General features: G+C 66.4%; 14 protein-coding genes. 4 read left to right on the forward strand and 10 right to left on the reverse strand.

From position 1 onward, the window contains the following. Both ABS767_RS13950 and mazG read left to right on the forward strand, forming a co-directional pair. A complete protein-coding gene (locus tag ABS767_RS13950; protein WP_408079741.1) occupies positions 1-612 on the forward strand; it encodes a retropepsin-like aspartic protease family protein in 612 nt (203 codons plus the stop codon). Positions 613-634: 22 nt separating this feature from the next. Then, positions 635-1,426 (forward strand): nucleoside triphosphate pyrophosphohydrolase, encoded by a 792-nt coding sequence (gene mazG, locus ABS767_RS13955; protein WP_408079368.1) that lies wholly within the window; start codon positions 635-637, stop codon positions 1,424-1,426. 10 nt (positions 1,427-1,436) lie between these two features. On the opposite strand, the gene ABS767_RS13960 is transcribed toward mazG, so the two are convergent. The 4 genes from ABS767_RS13960 to hfq form a co-directional block, all read right to left on the reverse strand. After that, a complete protein-coding gene (locus tag ABS767_RS13960) occupies positions 1,437-1,787 on the reverse strand; it encodes a WYL domain-containing protein (RefSeq protein ID WP_408079370.1) in 351 nt (116 codons plus the stop codon). A 65-nt stretch (positions 1,788-1,852) separates the two neighbouring features. Next, positions 1,853-2,503, reverse strand: a complete 651-nt coding sequence (locus tag ABS767_RS13965) for a peptidylprolyl isomerase (RefSeq protein ID WP_408079372.1) — start codon at positions 2,501-2,503, stop codon at positions 1,853-1,855. Next, positions 2,500-3,792 carry a GTPase HflX gene (gene hflX / locus ABS767_RS13970; RefSeq protein ID WP_408079374.1) on the reverse strand — a complete coding sequence of 431 codons (1,293 nt, stop codon included), beginning with the start codon at positions 3,790-3,792 and terminating at the stop codon, positions 2,500-2,502. The genes ABS767_RS13965 and hflX overlap by 4 nt, the downstream gene beginning before the upstream one ends. 10 nt (positions 3,793-3,802) lie before the next feature. Beyond that, complete coding sequence (gene hfq, locus ABS767_RS13975; RefSeq protein ID WP_408079376.1) at positions 3,803-4,483, reverse strand: RNA chaperone Hfq; 681 nt, start codon at positions 4,481-4,483, stop codon at positions 3,803-3,805. A 36-nt stretch (positions 4,484-4,519) separates the two neighbouring features. On the opposite strand from hfq, the gene ABS767_RS13980 reads away from it, so the two are divergent. Continuing rightward, entirely contained in the window at positions 4,520-4,837 is a 318-nt protein-coding gene (locus ABS767_RS13980) for a DMT family transporter (RefSeq protein ID WP_408079378.1), read from the forward strand. Positions 4,838-4,871: 34 nt separating this feature from the next. On the opposite strand, the gene ntrX is transcribed toward ABS767_RS13980, so the two are convergent. From ntrX to ABS767_RS14010, 6 genes are all read right to left on the reverse strand, one after another. Then, positions 4,872-6,251, reverse strand: coding sequence for a nitrogen assimilation response regulator NtrX (gene ntrX / locus ABS767_RS13985; RefSeq protein WP_408079380.1), 1,380 nt, complete (start codon positions 6,249-6,251; stop codon positions 4,872-4,874). Further along, entirely contained in the window at positions 6,248-8,503 is a 2,256-nt protein-coding gene (locus ABS767_RS13990) for a sensor histidine kinase NtrY-like (RefSeq protein WP_408079382.1), read from the reverse strand. Before ABS767_RS13990 ends, ntrX begins: the two co-directional genes overlap by 4 nt. Before the next feature lie 59 nt (positions 8,504-8,562). Further along, positions 8,563-10,002: a nitrogen regulation protein NR(I) gene (gene ntrC / locus ABS767_RS13995; RefSeq protein WP_408079384.1), complete on the reverse strand. Its 1,440-nt coding sequence runs from the start codon at positions 10,000-10,002 to the stop codon at positions 8,563-8,565. Continuing rightward, entirely contained in the window at positions 9,999-11,111 is a 1,113-nt protein-coding gene (locus ABS767_RS14000; RefSeq protein ID WP_408079386.1) for a two-component system sensor histidine kinase NtrB, read from the reverse strand. The genes ntrC and ABS767_RS14000 overlap by 4 nt, the downstream gene beginning before the upstream one ends. Next, positions 11,087-12,130: a tRNA dihydrouridine synthase DusB gene (gene dusB / locus ABS767_RS14005; RefSeq protein ID WP_408079388.1), complete on the reverse strand. Its 1,044-nt coding sequence runs from the start codon at positions 12,128-12,130 to the stop codon at positions 11,087-11,089. Before dusB ends, ABS767_RS14000 begins: the two co-directional genes overlap by 25 nt. 146 nt (positions 12,131-12,276) lie before the next feature. Then, on the reverse strand, positions 12,277-12,723 hold the full coding sequence (locus ABS767_RS14010) for a hypothetical protein (RefSeq protein WP_408079390.1): 447 nt from the start codon (positions 12,721-12,723) through the stop codon (positions 12,277-12,279). Between the two features lie 296 nt (positions 12,724-13,019). Here ABS767_RS14010 and ABS767_RS14015 point away from each other — a divergent pair, with 296 nt between their 5' ends. Further along, the gene (locus ABS767_RS14015; RefSeq protein ID WP_408079392.1) at positions 13,020-14,162 is read left to right on the forward strand and encodes a bifunctional 2-C-methyl-D-erythritol 4-phosphate cytidylyltransferase/2-C-methyl-D-erythritol 2,4-cyclodiphosphate synthase; all 1,143 of its coding nucleotides are present in this window, start codon (positions 13,020-13,022) and stop codon (positions 14,160-14,162) included. Positions 14,163-14,165 lie beyond the last annotated feature (3 nt).

Genomic DNA, 14,165 nt, shown 5'->3' on the forward strand with positions numbered 1-14,165 from the left:
ATGCAGATCGTTCAGCTGATCGGGCTGGTCGGCTTTCTGGCGCTGGTGCTGGGGTCGCTCAGCGTCCGCAACCTGCAATTCGCCTTCATCGTGAAGACGGTGATCGGCTGGGCAGTCATCGCGGGCGTGATCTACCTCGTCGTGATCAACAAGGATCGCATCCTCGACCAGTTCCAGACGATCGCCGCCAGCAGCGGGCTGACCGAGCCGGCCCAGGTTACCGCGGGAGAAACCGTGCGCATCCGCCTGTCCCCGGACGGGCATTTCTGGGCGCGTGCGACCGTCAACGGCGTCGAACGCCGGATGCTGATCGACAGCGGCGCGACGGTCAGCGCGATCAGCCAGGCTACGGCCGAAGCCGCGGGCATCGATTACACGCGCGGTATGCCGGTGCAGGTGTCGACGGCCAACGGGACGATCGACGCGCGCCGCGCAAAGGCCGAGCGTGTCGCGGTAGGATCGGTGAGCACCGAGGACCTGACCGTCTTCGTCGCACCGAATTTCGGCGACCTCGACGTTATCGGCATGAACTTTCTCTCGCGGCTCAAATCCTGGCGGGTGGAAGGGAACGTCCTGATCCTCGAACCGAATAGCAATCCTGATTTAACATAATGTATATTATCGGACTTAAGCCATGAGCGAGCAGGCGGTCTCCCCCGCACGGAACAGCGACACTATCGAGTCTCCCGGCATCGAGCGGCTGATGGCGATCATGGCCCGGCTGCGCGATCCGGTCGCGGGCTGCGAATGGGATACGGTCCAGACCTTCGCCTCGATCGCGCCCTATACGATCGAGGAAGCCTATGAGGTCGCCGACGCAATCGCGCGCAACGACCTGACCGATCTCAAAGACGAGCTCGGCGATCTGCTGCTCCAGGTGATCTTCCACAGCCGCATGGCCGAGGAAGCCGGCGCGTTCGACCTGTCCGACGTCATCGCGGGCATCTGCGACAAGATGGAGCGCCGCCACCCGCACATCTTCCGCGGCGCGCCGGATGGCGGGCATCACCTGTGGGAACAAATCAAGGCCGAAGAGCGGGGGAGCAAGGGGGCAGAAGGCGCGCTCGATGGCGTCGCGATCGGCCTCCCCGCCCTCACCCGTGCCGAAAAGCTGCAGAAGCGCGCCGCGCGCACGGGGTTCGACTGGCCCGATCCGTCAGGCGCCCGCGCCAAGATCGACGAGGAACTGGCCGAGGTCGAGGCGGCCGAAACCGACGCCGATCGCACCGAGGAAGTCGGCGACCTGCTGCTCGCCGTGGTCAACTGGTCGCGCAAGCTGGGCATAGACCCGGAAGCCGCGTTGCGCGGCGCCAATACGAAGTTCGAAACCCGCTTTCGCGCGATGGAGGCGCAGGCCGGCGATGCCTTTGCAGGACTCGACCTCGCGGCCAAGGAAGCCTTGTGGGATGAAGTGAAGCGCCGCTGATCCGACGCGATCAGGCCGCGACCGGTTCGCCCGGTTCGACCGCCATCAACGCGGTCCCGACATATTTCTCGGACTCGGGCAGAAACAGGCTGCTGATCCTGAACACACGATCGGTCAGCGCCAGCTCCTTAAGACCGTCCAGCTTGAACGTCCCGAACTTTTCCTCTCGCGGCATGATGAAGTCGCGCGATATCACCTGTGCGTCGACGTAAAGCGAACCGCCGCGCATATACAGGATGTGCGGCGCTAGGACCATGCGCGTGCGGTTGTAGATGGCGTTGAGGCAGCGTTGCCTCACGATCCCCTCCAGCACGATCGGCGTCGAGTTGGCCGGCGCTGCGGCCCCGTCTTCGGTATCCATCGTCACCATATGCCAATATTGCTGCGCTGCAGCAAGGGCGGACGAATACGTATAGCGTAAAACTATCAGTCTTTGCGCCAGGGCAGCTTGATCAGCCACGGCTTCGCCCGGCCCGTTGGCTTTGCGACCCCGTCGATCCGGTCGGCCCGCACGATCCTCACGCGTTCCAGGATCATCTGACCGCGCATCGCGCCGCGCCCGCCGCCGCTCGGCAGCGACAGGATTTTCCGCACGACGGGCATCCCCGCGATCACGCGCCCAAATGCGGCATATCCCGGACTTCCGGGCCGGGCGTCCAGCGCAGGATTGTCCCCCACCATGATCGAGAAATTCCCGTTCGCCGAATTGGGGTCGGCGCCATGCGCCATCGAAACCGTCCCGTCGAGATGCCGCAGCCCGGTACGGCTGGTCGGTTCCAGCGGCAGCGCGGGCAGGATCCGCCGGGCGTCGGTCCCGATCCCGCCCTGCACGAACCCCAGCTTCGGGTCGCCCTTTCGCCGTGCCGCGCGATAGAAATAGGTCCCCTCGAACCGTCCGTCATCGACATAGTTGAGGAAGTTCGCGACCGTACGCGGCGCGCGCCGCGCATCCAGCGCCAGCGTGATCGCCCCCGCGTCGGTGACCAGCCGGACCCGAACCGTCGCCGGCTCGGGCGGTGCGGCCGACAGTAGGATGAGGCCGGCAAGCGACAGAAACGCCACGCGCTTCAGGATCATCCGTTGCGAACCTCGAACCGCTCATGGTCCTTCGGCGCCAACCGCACTTCATAGATCGCCGCTTCATCCTCGATCCAGTGATCGAGCACTTCGCCGTGCTGGTGCAGCCAGGCGGCGCCCGCGCCGTCGCTCGCGTCCAGCCTCACGCGATAGCGGCGATGCCCTTCGGTCAGGCGCCCGGCGACGGCCTCGATCAGCGCGTCGACCCCTTCCCCGCTCAGCGCCGACACGGCGAGCACATCCTCGCGCCGCGCCGCCTCGTCCCGAACGGCGGAACGGCGCTCGTCGTCGAGCAGGTCGAGCTTGTTCCACGCCTCGAACCGCGGGGTCTCGGGATCCACGCCGATCTCGGTCAGCACTGCTTCGACATCGTCGCGCTGCGCCTCGCTGTCGGGATGGGCGATATCGCGGACATGGATCAACAGGTCGGCCGAGATCACCTCTTCCAGCGTCGCCTTGAATGCGGCGACCAGCTGCGTCGGCAGTTCGGACACAAATCCCACCGTGTCGGACAGGATCGCCTTGTCGATCCCCGGCAGCGAAATCTGGCGCAGCGTCGGGTCGAGCGTCGCGAACAACAGGTTCTCCGCCATGACGTCGGCGCCGGTCAAGCGATTGAACAGCGTCGATTTTCCGGCGTTGGTATAGCCCACGAGCGCGATCACCGGCCATGGCGCGCGCTGGCGCCGTTCGCGATGCAAGCCGCGCGTACGCGTCACCGAATCGAGCTCGCGGCGCAGCCGCGCCATGCGGTCGCGGATCAGCCGGCGGTCGGCCTCGATCTGCGTTTCGCCGGGGCCGCCAAGAAAGCCGAAGCCGCCGCGCTGCCGCTCGAGATGGGTCCAGCTGCGCACCAGCCGCCCGGCCTGATAGTCGAGATGCGCCAGCTCGACCTGCAATCGCCCTTCGGCGGTCCGCGCGCGTTCGCCGAAAATCTCGAGGATCAGCCCGGTGCGATCGATCACCTTGCAGCCGAGCGCCGTCTCGAGATTGCGCTGCTGCACCGGCGAAAGCGCGGCGTCGAACACGGCAAGCCCGATCTCGCGATCGCGGACCGTTTCCGCAAGCGCATCGACCTGCCCCGATCCGATCAGCGTGCCGGGCTTGGGCGCGCGGATGCGCAGTGCCGCGCGCTCGACCACGTCGACGCCGATCGCCAGCGCCAGCCCGGCGGTCTCTTCCAGCCGCGCCTCGGGATCGCGGCTCGATCCGCCCATGTCGGGATAGACAACCACCGCGCGCGCCCCGCGCGAAAACTCGTCGGGATCGCGATCGAAACCGGTACTCATGAAAATGCCTTCAGCTGTCTTCGCCCTGATCGGTCAGGTCGAGTGGGTGCGCCGGCTGGATCGTCGACACGGCGTGCTTGTAGACCAGCTGATACACGCCATCGCGCTGCAGCAGCATGCAGAACAGGTCGAACGCTGCGATCCCGCCCTGCAGCATCACGCCGTTGACCAGGAACATCGTGACGTTTTCCTGCTGCCGCTTCACCGCACCCAGAAAAATCTCCTGCAGCACCGGATTCTTCGACGCGCTTTCCGGAATCGCATCAACGATCGACGCGACGTCGATCGCGCCGCCCGGCATGATCGTCGAAATCGCGTGCTTGTAGATCAGCTGCGACTGGCCGTCGCGACGCAGCAGTACCGAAAAATTGTCGAACCAGGTGACGATGCCCTGCAGTTTGACGCCCTTGACCAGGAACATGGTCACCGGAGTCTTGGATTTGCGAACGGCGTTCAGGAACAGGTCCTGAAGCGAGGTCTGCTTGTCGGCCATGTGCGGCTCCGCTGTTCTTGGCAGGATTTTTCCCGCAATTGGCGCCGTTCCCCGGCGTCGGATCGGCGCCACCCCGGCGCTTGACCGCAATGTAGGATGTCCACCGGGCGAGGTCCAGTGCATGCGCTTGACGCCGCGCTCGCCTATTCCTATCTGGCGCCGACGGGGCCACGTCCCCGCTCGCGCTTGCGGGGTCATGTCCGGGACGGCCCGGCTCTTCGAAAGGAGGGCCCAATGGCCTGGATATTGCTGCTTGCCGCCGGACTACTCGAAATCGTCTGGGCGACGGCGATGAAACTCTCGGACGGGTTCACCCGCCCCCTCGCCGCTAGCGTTACCATTGCTACGATGATCGCGAGCTTCGCGCTGCTTGCCACCGCGATGCGCCATCTGCCACTCGGCACGGCCTATATGATCTGGACCGGCATCGGCGCGATCGGCGCCTTTCTCGTCGGGATTCTGTGGCTGGGCGAGAGCGTGTCGCTCGGTCGCCTGGTCGCCGCTGCGCTGATCGTGGCGGGAATCGCGCTGATGAAGGCCGCACCGGCCTGATCGATCGCGCGCACAAGCGAGCGCCGCGCGGGGGCTATTCGCCCTCGTCGCGGCTCTCGTTGATGCCGAGCAGCTTCAATTTGCGGTGGAGCGCCGATCGCTCCATCCCGATGAAGTGCGCGGTGCGCGAGATATTGCCCGAAAAGCGCTTGATCTGGACGCGCAGATATTCGCGCTCGAAGCTCTCGCGTGCCTCCTTGAGCGGAGCGCCCATGATCGTCGCCGCGCCCATCCCCCCGTCGTCGCCGCGCCGGCCCAGGATCTCGGTCGGCAACAGGTCGATGTCGATCCGGCCGATCCGGTCGCCCGGCGCCAGGATCACGGTCGCCTCGACCACGTTGCGCAGCTGGCGGACATTGCCCGGCCATTCATAGCTTTGCAGTGCCACCATGGCGTCGGGCGCCACTTCGGGCGTCGGCACACGACGCTCGGTGGCGTAGTGCGCCACGAAATGCTCGACCAGCGAAGGAATGTCCTCGCGCCGCTCCGTCAGCGGCGGAATGGCGACGGGCACGACGTTGAGGCGGTAGAACAGGTCCTCGCGGAACCGCCCCTCGGCGATTTCCGCCGTCAGGTCGCGCGCGGTGGCCGACACGACGCGCACATCGACCTTCACCTGCCGCTGCCCGCCGACGCGACTGAACTTCTGCTCGGTCAGCACCCGCAGGATGCGCCCTTGCGTCGCGATCGGCATATCCGCGATCTCGTCCAGGAACAGCGTCCCGCCATGCGCCTGTTCGAGCAGGCCGGGGTGGACCAGATCGCCGTCCTCGACGCCGAACAGCTCCTCCTCGACGCGCTCGGGCGTCATCCGCGCCGCGCTGACGATGACGAAGGGGGCGGTGGCGCGATGGCTCCACTCGTGCAGCAGCCGCGCGGCGACCTCTTTGCCCGTTCCCGGACCGCCGGTGATCATCACCCGGCTGCCGGTCGCGGCGACGCGCTTCAGCGTCGCGCGCACCGCATTTATCGATCCCGACGTGCCGTTGAGGTCGGTCCCCCGCCCCACCGTCGCGCGCAGCGAAGCGACCTCGCGCTTGAGCCGCTCGGTCTCGGTCGCACGCGCGACCAGCAGCAACAGGCGCTCGGCTTCGAACGGCTTTTCGATGAAATCGGACGCCCCGCGCCGGATCGCTGCCACTGCGGTGTCGAGATTGCCATGGCCCGAGATCACCAGCACCGGGATCGACGGATCGCGCCGCTTGATCTCGTCGAGCAGGTCGAGCCCGTCGAGCCGCGACCCCTGCAGCCACACGTCGAGCAGCACCAGGCTCGGCCGCCGCTCGGCGATCGCCTCCAGCGCGGCGTCGCTGTCGGCGGCGCTGCGGGTTTCATAGCCCTCGTCCTCCAGCACACCTGCGACCAGCTCGCGGATGTCGCTCTCGTCGTCGACGACCAGGATATCGAGTGTCATTGATCTTGTCCGTTCTTGGTGCGGGTCAGCGCGGCCGGCGGCGCCGCACCCGGCTCTTCGTCATTGCTCCCCGTTCCGGCCAGCCGCTCCAGCGTCGCGGTATCGAAGCACAGCGTCACGATGGTTCCCCCGCCGGGACGGTCGGCGAACGCCATGGTGCCGAAATGCTCCTCGACGATCTTCTTGACGATCGCGAGGCCAAGGCCGGTGCCCCGGCTGCGCGTCGTCATATAGGGTTCGACGATCCGCTCGCGCTCGGCGGGCAGGCCGATGCCATTGTCCGAAATCTCGAGCAGCAGCTGCGCGTCGGCTTCCTCGCGGATCGCGATATCGATCTCGCCCGGCTCGCCGCCATCCCGTGACTCGACCGCCTCAACCGCATTCTTGACCAGGTTGGTCAGCGCCTGCCCCAGCTGGCGCCGGTCGCACACCAGCGGCTCCAGGTCGGGCGGCGCCTCGAAGCGGAAGCGGATGTCGGGCTTCGCCACCTCGTGCAGGAACATCGTCTGGCGCGCGATGTCGATCAGCGATTCCTTGCGGAAGATCGGCTTTGGCATCCGCGCGAAGGACGAGAATTCGTCCACCATCCGCCGCAGATCGCCCACCTGCCGCACGATCGTGTCGGTCAGCTTGGCAAAGGTGCCATCGTCGCTCTCGATCTTCTTGCCATAGCGGCGCTGCAGCCGCTCGGCGGCGAGCTGGATCGGGGTCAACGGGTTCTTGATCTCGTGCGCGATGCGGCGCGCGACGTCGGACCAGGCGGCGCGGCGCTGGTCGAGCAGTTGCTGCGTGATGTCGTCGAACGTCAGCACCTGCCCGGCTTCGTCGCGGGTGATCTTCACCGCCAGCGTGCGCGCATCGCCCCCGCTGGTAACCTGAACGATATCCTCGCGCGTCTCCCCGCCCAGCACGGCGTCGAGTTCGGGCGAGACTTCGACCAGCAGCTTGCCAACCGGTGCCTCCCCCGGCTGCAACAGCGCCATCGCCGAACTGTTGATCAGGCGGATGCGCCGCTCGGCATCGATCGACAGCACGCCCGCCGTCACCCCCGACATCACCGCCTCGATCAGCGCGCGGCGGCTCTCGGACTCGGCATTGGCATCGACCAGCGCGTTGGTCTGCTCCTGTAGCCGGTCGGTCATCCGGTTGAACGCGGTGGCCAGCGTGCCGATCTCGTCATCAGCCTTCGGCGTCGGCACCCGCGTAGCGAGGTTTCCGGCCGCAACATCACGCGCCGCATTGACCAAGTCTCCCACCGGACGGACGAGGCGGTCAGCAATCGCCAACGCGACCCACACGGCCAGCCCGACGATCAGCAGTGACAGCAACAGCAACGCCACGTTGAACTGAAGCTGGAGCGTACGAGATCGCTGGGTCAGCGATGTATAGTCGCGCACCACGGCATCCGCACGAATCGCGCGTCTCCGCAACTCTGGATCGATGATTCGGGCCGCATAGAGATAGGTGTCCGGGTTGCCGGGGAATGGAGTCAGCGCGCGAACCCGCCCGCCTGCATATTCCACCACAACCTTTGTTCGCCCTGTCTTTAGTCGCTGGATCGCCGTCTTGCTTACCTGCTCCTCGATAAGAGCCTCGTACGGATTGAGGATGATGAGGGTCAGGATTTCGCCATTGGCGGACTGTCGCACAATCGCCGCTTCGGATAGTTCGCGCTGTGTAGTTTGGACAAAAAGCGTATTGAAAAAATCTTGGCTGTCGATCGGCATGCCGTCGGCTAGTTCCCTAGCCAAATCCATCGCCATCGTCTCGGTATTCGCGCCAACGCGTTCCTGAAGATCGTTAAAGCTGGCGGCGGCAACCGCCGACGCATTCTCAAGCATCGATCGCGCGCGGTCGGAAAACCAGAACTCCACCCCATATTGAAACAACAGCGACGCCACGATCGATACAAAGATCGTCGGCACGCTCGCGAGGATCGAAAAAATCGCCACCAGCCGCACATGCAGCCTTGCGCGCCCGCCCAGCGGCGATCGCGCCGCACGACGCATCGCCACGCGCCGCCCCGCCAGCACGATCAGCGCGACGAACGGGATCAGGTTCGCCACCAGCAGCAGCGCGACCAGCGGCGGCGTCAGCAACCGCTGCGTTCCGCTATTGCCGTTGATGACGAAATAGCTCGCGACAACGATCGCGACCGCGACCCCCAGCACCGCCAGCTCGACGAAAGGATTGATGCTCAGCCGCCAGCGGCGCAGTCCGGTGTGCGTCAGCGGCTCGGAAACGGCATCCATCGTTGCATGGCTACAACAGAAGCGTTGCCTTGAAAACACACTTGTCGCACGAACCGTCGCTAGGCGGGATCGTCCTGCCGTCCGCCGACATCGATCCCCAGCGTATCCAGCCGCTTGCGCAGCGTGTTGCGGTTGATCCCCAGCGCCCGCGCCGCGCGCAACTGGTTATGTCCGTGCCGCGCCAGCATCGCCTCGATCAGCGGCCGCTCGACCTCGCCGATGATGCGGTCGTACAGCGTGCCGTCCTCCATGACGCCAGGCTCCTCCGCCGCCAGCCGGCTCAGCCGCGTCAGCACCGCCGCCTCGATCCCCGCATCGCGCGTCGGCGCGGCAAGACCGCTCCCCTCGCCCAGCATCGCGCGCACCGCATCGGCGCCGATCCACTCGTCGCGATGCAGCGCTGCCATGCGACGCATCAGATTCTCCAGCTCGCGGACATTGCCCGGCCAGTCATACGCCTCTAAGACTGCGACCGCCTCGTCGCCCACTGCCTTGCGCGGCAACCCGTCCTCGGCCGCACGATCGAGGAAGTGCCGCGCCAGCAGCCGGATATCCTGCCGCCGCTCGCGCAACGACGGCAGCGCGATCGGCACGACGTTGAGGCGATAGAACAGATCCTCGCGGAACTGCCCCGACACCACCTGGCTCATCAGATCCTTGTTCGTCGCCGCGACAATGCGCACGTCCGCGCGGATCGCCCGCGCCCCGCCGACCGTGGTGAACTCGCCCGATTGCAGCACGCGCAGCAGCCGCGTCTGCGCCTCCATCGGCATGTCGCCGATCTCGTCGAGGAACAGCGTCCCCCCGCTCGCCTGCTCGAACTTCCCCGCGACCCGCGCCGCGGCTCCGGTAAACGCGCCCTTCTCATGCCCGAACAGCTCGGCCTCGATCAGCTCGCGCGGGATCGCCGCCATGTTGATCGCGACAAACGGCGCGCGCCGCCGCGGCCCCAGATCGTGGATCGCCTGCGCCACCAGCTCCTTGCCGGTCCCGCTCTCCCCGGTGATCAGCACCGTCAGTTCGTTCGAGACGACCCGCGCGATCACGCGATACACTTCCTGCATCGCCGGCGAACGCCCGATCAGCGCGACGGCATGTTCCTCGGCGGCGGGCAGATCGTCGACCAGCCGCCGCCCCCGCGCCAGCGCGCTCGCCACCGTCGCGGTCAGCACGTCGAGGTCGAACGGCTTGGGCAGATAGTCGAACGCCCCCGCCTCGGTCGCGCGCACCGCGGTCGACAGCGTATTCTGCGCCGACAGCACGATCACCGGCAGATCGGGATTCTCCCCGGTAAAGGTCGCCACGAAATCGAGCCCGTTGCCGTCGGGCAGCACCACATCGGTCACCAGCACATCGGGCCGCGACGTCGCCAACTCGCGCCGCAACTCGGCCAGCGTGGCCGCCGCCGTCACGCGATGTCCCGCCCGGCGCAGCGCCTGCGTCACCACGGTGCGGATCGCCGAATCGTCGTCGCAGATCAGGATGGAGGCGTCGCTCACCCGTCCGCCCTCGGCAGATTCACGCGAAACACCGTCATCTCCGGATCCCCTGACCGCGCATATTCGACCACCCCGCCCATGTCGCGCACCAGCTTCTCGACCAGCGGCAGCCCCAGCCCCTTGCCCTCGGGCTTGCCTGACACGAACGGCTCGAACAGATGGCTGGCGATATCGGCCGGCGCGCCGGGACCATTGTCGGTCACGGAGAATTCGATCGGCAGCCACCGGCGCGGCTGGTCCGGTGCCGGGCGCATCGCGACGCCATGACGGTATTGGGTAGAGAGGATGATCCGCGGCTCGGGCACATGGCGCAGCGCCTCGGCCGCATTCTTGAGCAGGTTCATCGCAACCTGCAGGAATGCGTCCTTGTCCATCATCACCGGCGGCAGCGACGGATCGAACCGCTCCTCGATCGTGATCCCGCGCGCGAACCCTGCCAGCGCCACGCGCCGCGCATGGTCGAGCAGCGGATAGATATTGTGCGGCGCCAGCTTGGGCGGGCGCGTGTCGGTGAAATCCTGCATCCGGTCGATCAGCGCCGCGATGCGATCGACCTCGGTGGTGATGAGCTGAGTCAGTTCCGCCCGCCCCTCGGCATCGTCGGTGCCGTCATCGCCCGACAGCAACTGCGCCGCGCCGCGAATGCCCGACAGCGGGTTCTTGATCTCGTGCGCCAGCATCGCCGCCGCGCCGATCGCGGCACGCGCGCCCGCGCTGCGATCCGCCCCCACCGACAGGCGGCGCGATGTCGGTGCCTGGTGCAGCGTGACGATCCGCCAGCCGGGATGTTCGGTAATCGGCTGTTCGATGAAATCGACGCGCGTCCGGGGCGAGCGCGTCGGCTCGATCTCGACATCGAACGCGGCAAAGCCATGCCCGTCGCGCCGCGTCGCATAGCCTTCGGGCGGCGCGAAAATGCGGTCGATCCGCTGGCCCAGCATCGCCTTTTCGCTGTGATTGAGCAGATGCTCGCACGCCATGTTGGCGCGGGCGACGCGGTCCTGCGGGTCGAGCACGAGTGCGGCGACGGGCAGCCCTCCGAAGATTTCGGTGAGGTCGGGCTCGCCCGCAACGGGCGGCGGCCTCAGGCCGCTGCGCGCGATGACCATCTGTCCTGCGCGGTTCGGGCTTCCTGCGCGGTCTGGCCACGCAGCGGCGCGTAGAATTCGTCGAGCATTCCCAGCACGGTCGCCGCCTTCGGCTCCTGGTTCACCTTGTTGCGGAACTCGGCCGAACCGGGCAGCCCCTTGGTGTACCAGCCGATATGCTTGCGCATCAGGTTGACGCCGGTCATCTCGCCATAATGATCGAGCATCATCGCGTAATGCTCTGCGATCAGGGCATATTGCTCGTCGATGTCCGGATCGGGGCGCTCGCCCTGCCCGCTCAGCGCATCCATCACCTGCCGCAGCACCCACGGCTTGCCGTACGCACCGCGCCCGATCATCACGCCATCCGCGCCCGACTGCGCGAGCGCCGTCCGCGCATCCTCGACGGTGCAGATGTCGCCATTGACGATAACCGGGATCGAAACCGCGTCCTTCACCTTGCGCACGAACGCCCAGTCGGCGCTGCCCTTGTACATCTGGTTGCGGGTGCGGCCGTGCACCGTCACCATCTTCGCGCCCAGCTCTTCGGCGACGCGCGCCAGCTCGGGCGCATTCAGGCTGTCATGGCACCACCCCATGCGCATCTTGACCGTCACCGGCACGGAGACCGCCTTGACGCAGGCCTCGATCAGCTTCGCGGCGAGGTCGGGCACCCGCATCAGCGCCGACCCGGCATCGCCATTGGTGACCTTGCGCACCGGACAGCCCATGTTGATGTCGATGATCGCCGCGCCGCGATCCTCGTTCAGCTTCGCCGCCTCGCCCATTTCATAGGGGGTACAGCCGACCAGCTGCATCGACACCGGCTCTTCGATCGGATCCCATGCCGCCTTCTGCACCGACTGCCGCGTCTCGCGGATCGCCGCCTGGCTCGCGATCATCTCGGTGACGTTGAGCCCCGACCCATAGCGCCGCACCAGCCGCCGGAACGGCAGATCGGTAACGCCCGTCATCGGCGCCAGAATCACCGGCGTCTCGACCGTCACCGGCCCGACCTGGATGGGGTTCAACATGCTCATCTGTGCCTGAAATTTAGGCACGGGCCGATACAGCGGCAAGGGCGGGGATGCAAGTCAGTGGTGGTGCGTAAGCCCTTGCTACCTTTTTAGCCCCTCCCGCCTTCGCGGGAGGGGTTGGGGAGGGTCTTCTTCTTCATGGACGGAGACTAGGGTAGCGGGACCACCTTCGGGACTGGCAATGAAGCCAACACCGCGCGCAACTCGCGATTCCGCTCTGCGTACCGCTTTGGCTCACAGCCGAAATCGGCAAGATACCATTGCCCGCCATATGAACCGCGCCAGTGGATCGTCACCCCGCCCTGATCGGTCACGTCCTCACCCCTGCACGTTCGCTCCAGCAGGGCCGCAGCCTCGGACTCGTTGACCGTTTCATCCGACCGACGAAATTGTTCGAGACGCTCCACCAATAGGTCATATCGTTCATTGGAAAGCGAGAATTTACCGCGATCGAACTGCCGATTGTGGAAATTCGACCGGGTAAAGGTGCCCTTCCCTTTGCCGTCGATCGCGACCTCAAGCCCCGGCGCTCGAAGCTCGATGCTATCAAATGCTGGCGTTTGAGGCTCAAAGCAGCCGGTCAGAGACAGCAGCAAAAGGGCACCTTGTAAGTGTCGCATGGCTCTGAACGTCGCACGCCTCTGCCAGTTCGACAATTGTCCGAGTTGCTTTCCTACAAGCTCCCTAATCGCTAGGCAGACCGGATGCTCTCGCTGTCGTCCATCTTCCGGCCCGCCCGACGCGTCGCTTGCCCGTCGCTGGGCCGCCGCCGCACGGTCGCGTCGCCGCGCAGGCTCGTATCAACAGCGTCGCGCTGTCGTAGCGCGACCGTCGCCTACCCGTTCAAACCCGTCGCCCCAGTATCGCTTGGCAGTCGCCTCGGTGTCGCGTCGTGACAGTCGCCGCGATCATCGTCGCCGCCGGAAAGGGCGTCCGCGCGGGCGGAACCGTTCCCAAACAATTCGCCCCCCTCTGCGGAAAGCCCATGTTTTCCCATAGCGTTACTGCACTATCCTCCTACCCGATGATAACCCAAACCATCATCGTCATCGGCGAAGGTCAGCAGGATCACGTCCACGCCATACCCCTCGAAAACGTCAGCATCGTCCAGGGCGGAGCCGAACGCCGCGACTCAGTCCGTGCCGGACTTGAGGCGCTGGAGGGCAAAGGCGTGACCCGCGTCCTGATCCACGACGCCGCCCGTCCTTTCATCCCAACGACCGTGATCGACGCCCTCCTCGTAGCGCTCGACCATGCCCCCGGCGCAGTCCCCGCGCTCCCCATCGCCGACACGCTGGCGAAGGGCGCCGACACACTTGGCGACAACGTCCCCCGCGCCGGACTCCACCGCATCCAGACGCCGCAGGCGTTCCACTTCGACGCGATCCTCGCCGCCCACCGCGCCTGGCCCGCCGACGAGGAAGCCACCGACGACGCCCAGATGCTGCGCCGTGCGGGTCATGACGTCAGCCTGGTCCCCGGAGACCCGATGCTCGAAAAGATCACCCACCCCGCCGATTTCGCCGCCGCCGAGGCACGTCATGCCGCCACCCTCATCTCCCGCAGCGCGATGGGTTACGATGTACATCGCCTCCAGGCGGGCGAAGAACTCTGGCTCGGCGGCGTGCTGATTCCGCACGACAAGGGGCTGGCCGGGCATAGCGACGCCGATGTCGCGCTCCACGCGATTACCGACGCGCTGCTCGGCACCATCGGCGCCGGGGATATCGGCATGTATTTCCCGCCCAGCGACCCGCAGTGGCGCGGCGCCGCGTCCGACCGCTTCCTCGACCACGCGGCATCGCTGGTCCGAACAGCGGGCGGCATCATCGACTTCATCGACCTCACCCTGATCTGCGAGGCGCCCAAGATCGGCCCGCACCGCGACGCGATCCGCACCCGTATTGCCGCGATATTGAAGCTGCCGGTCTCCCGGGTTAGCCTCAAGGCGACCACGACCGAGCGGCTGGGCTTCACCGGCCGCGGCGAAGGCATCGCGGCACAGGCCGTCGCCACCGTGCGTTTACCGGAGTAGCCC

Source organism: Sphingomonas plantiphila (assembly GCF_046000505.1).
GTDB classification, from domain to species: Bacteria; Pseudomonadota; Alphaproteobacteria; order Sphingomonadales; family Sphingomonadaceae; genus Sphingomonas; species Sphingomonas plantiphila.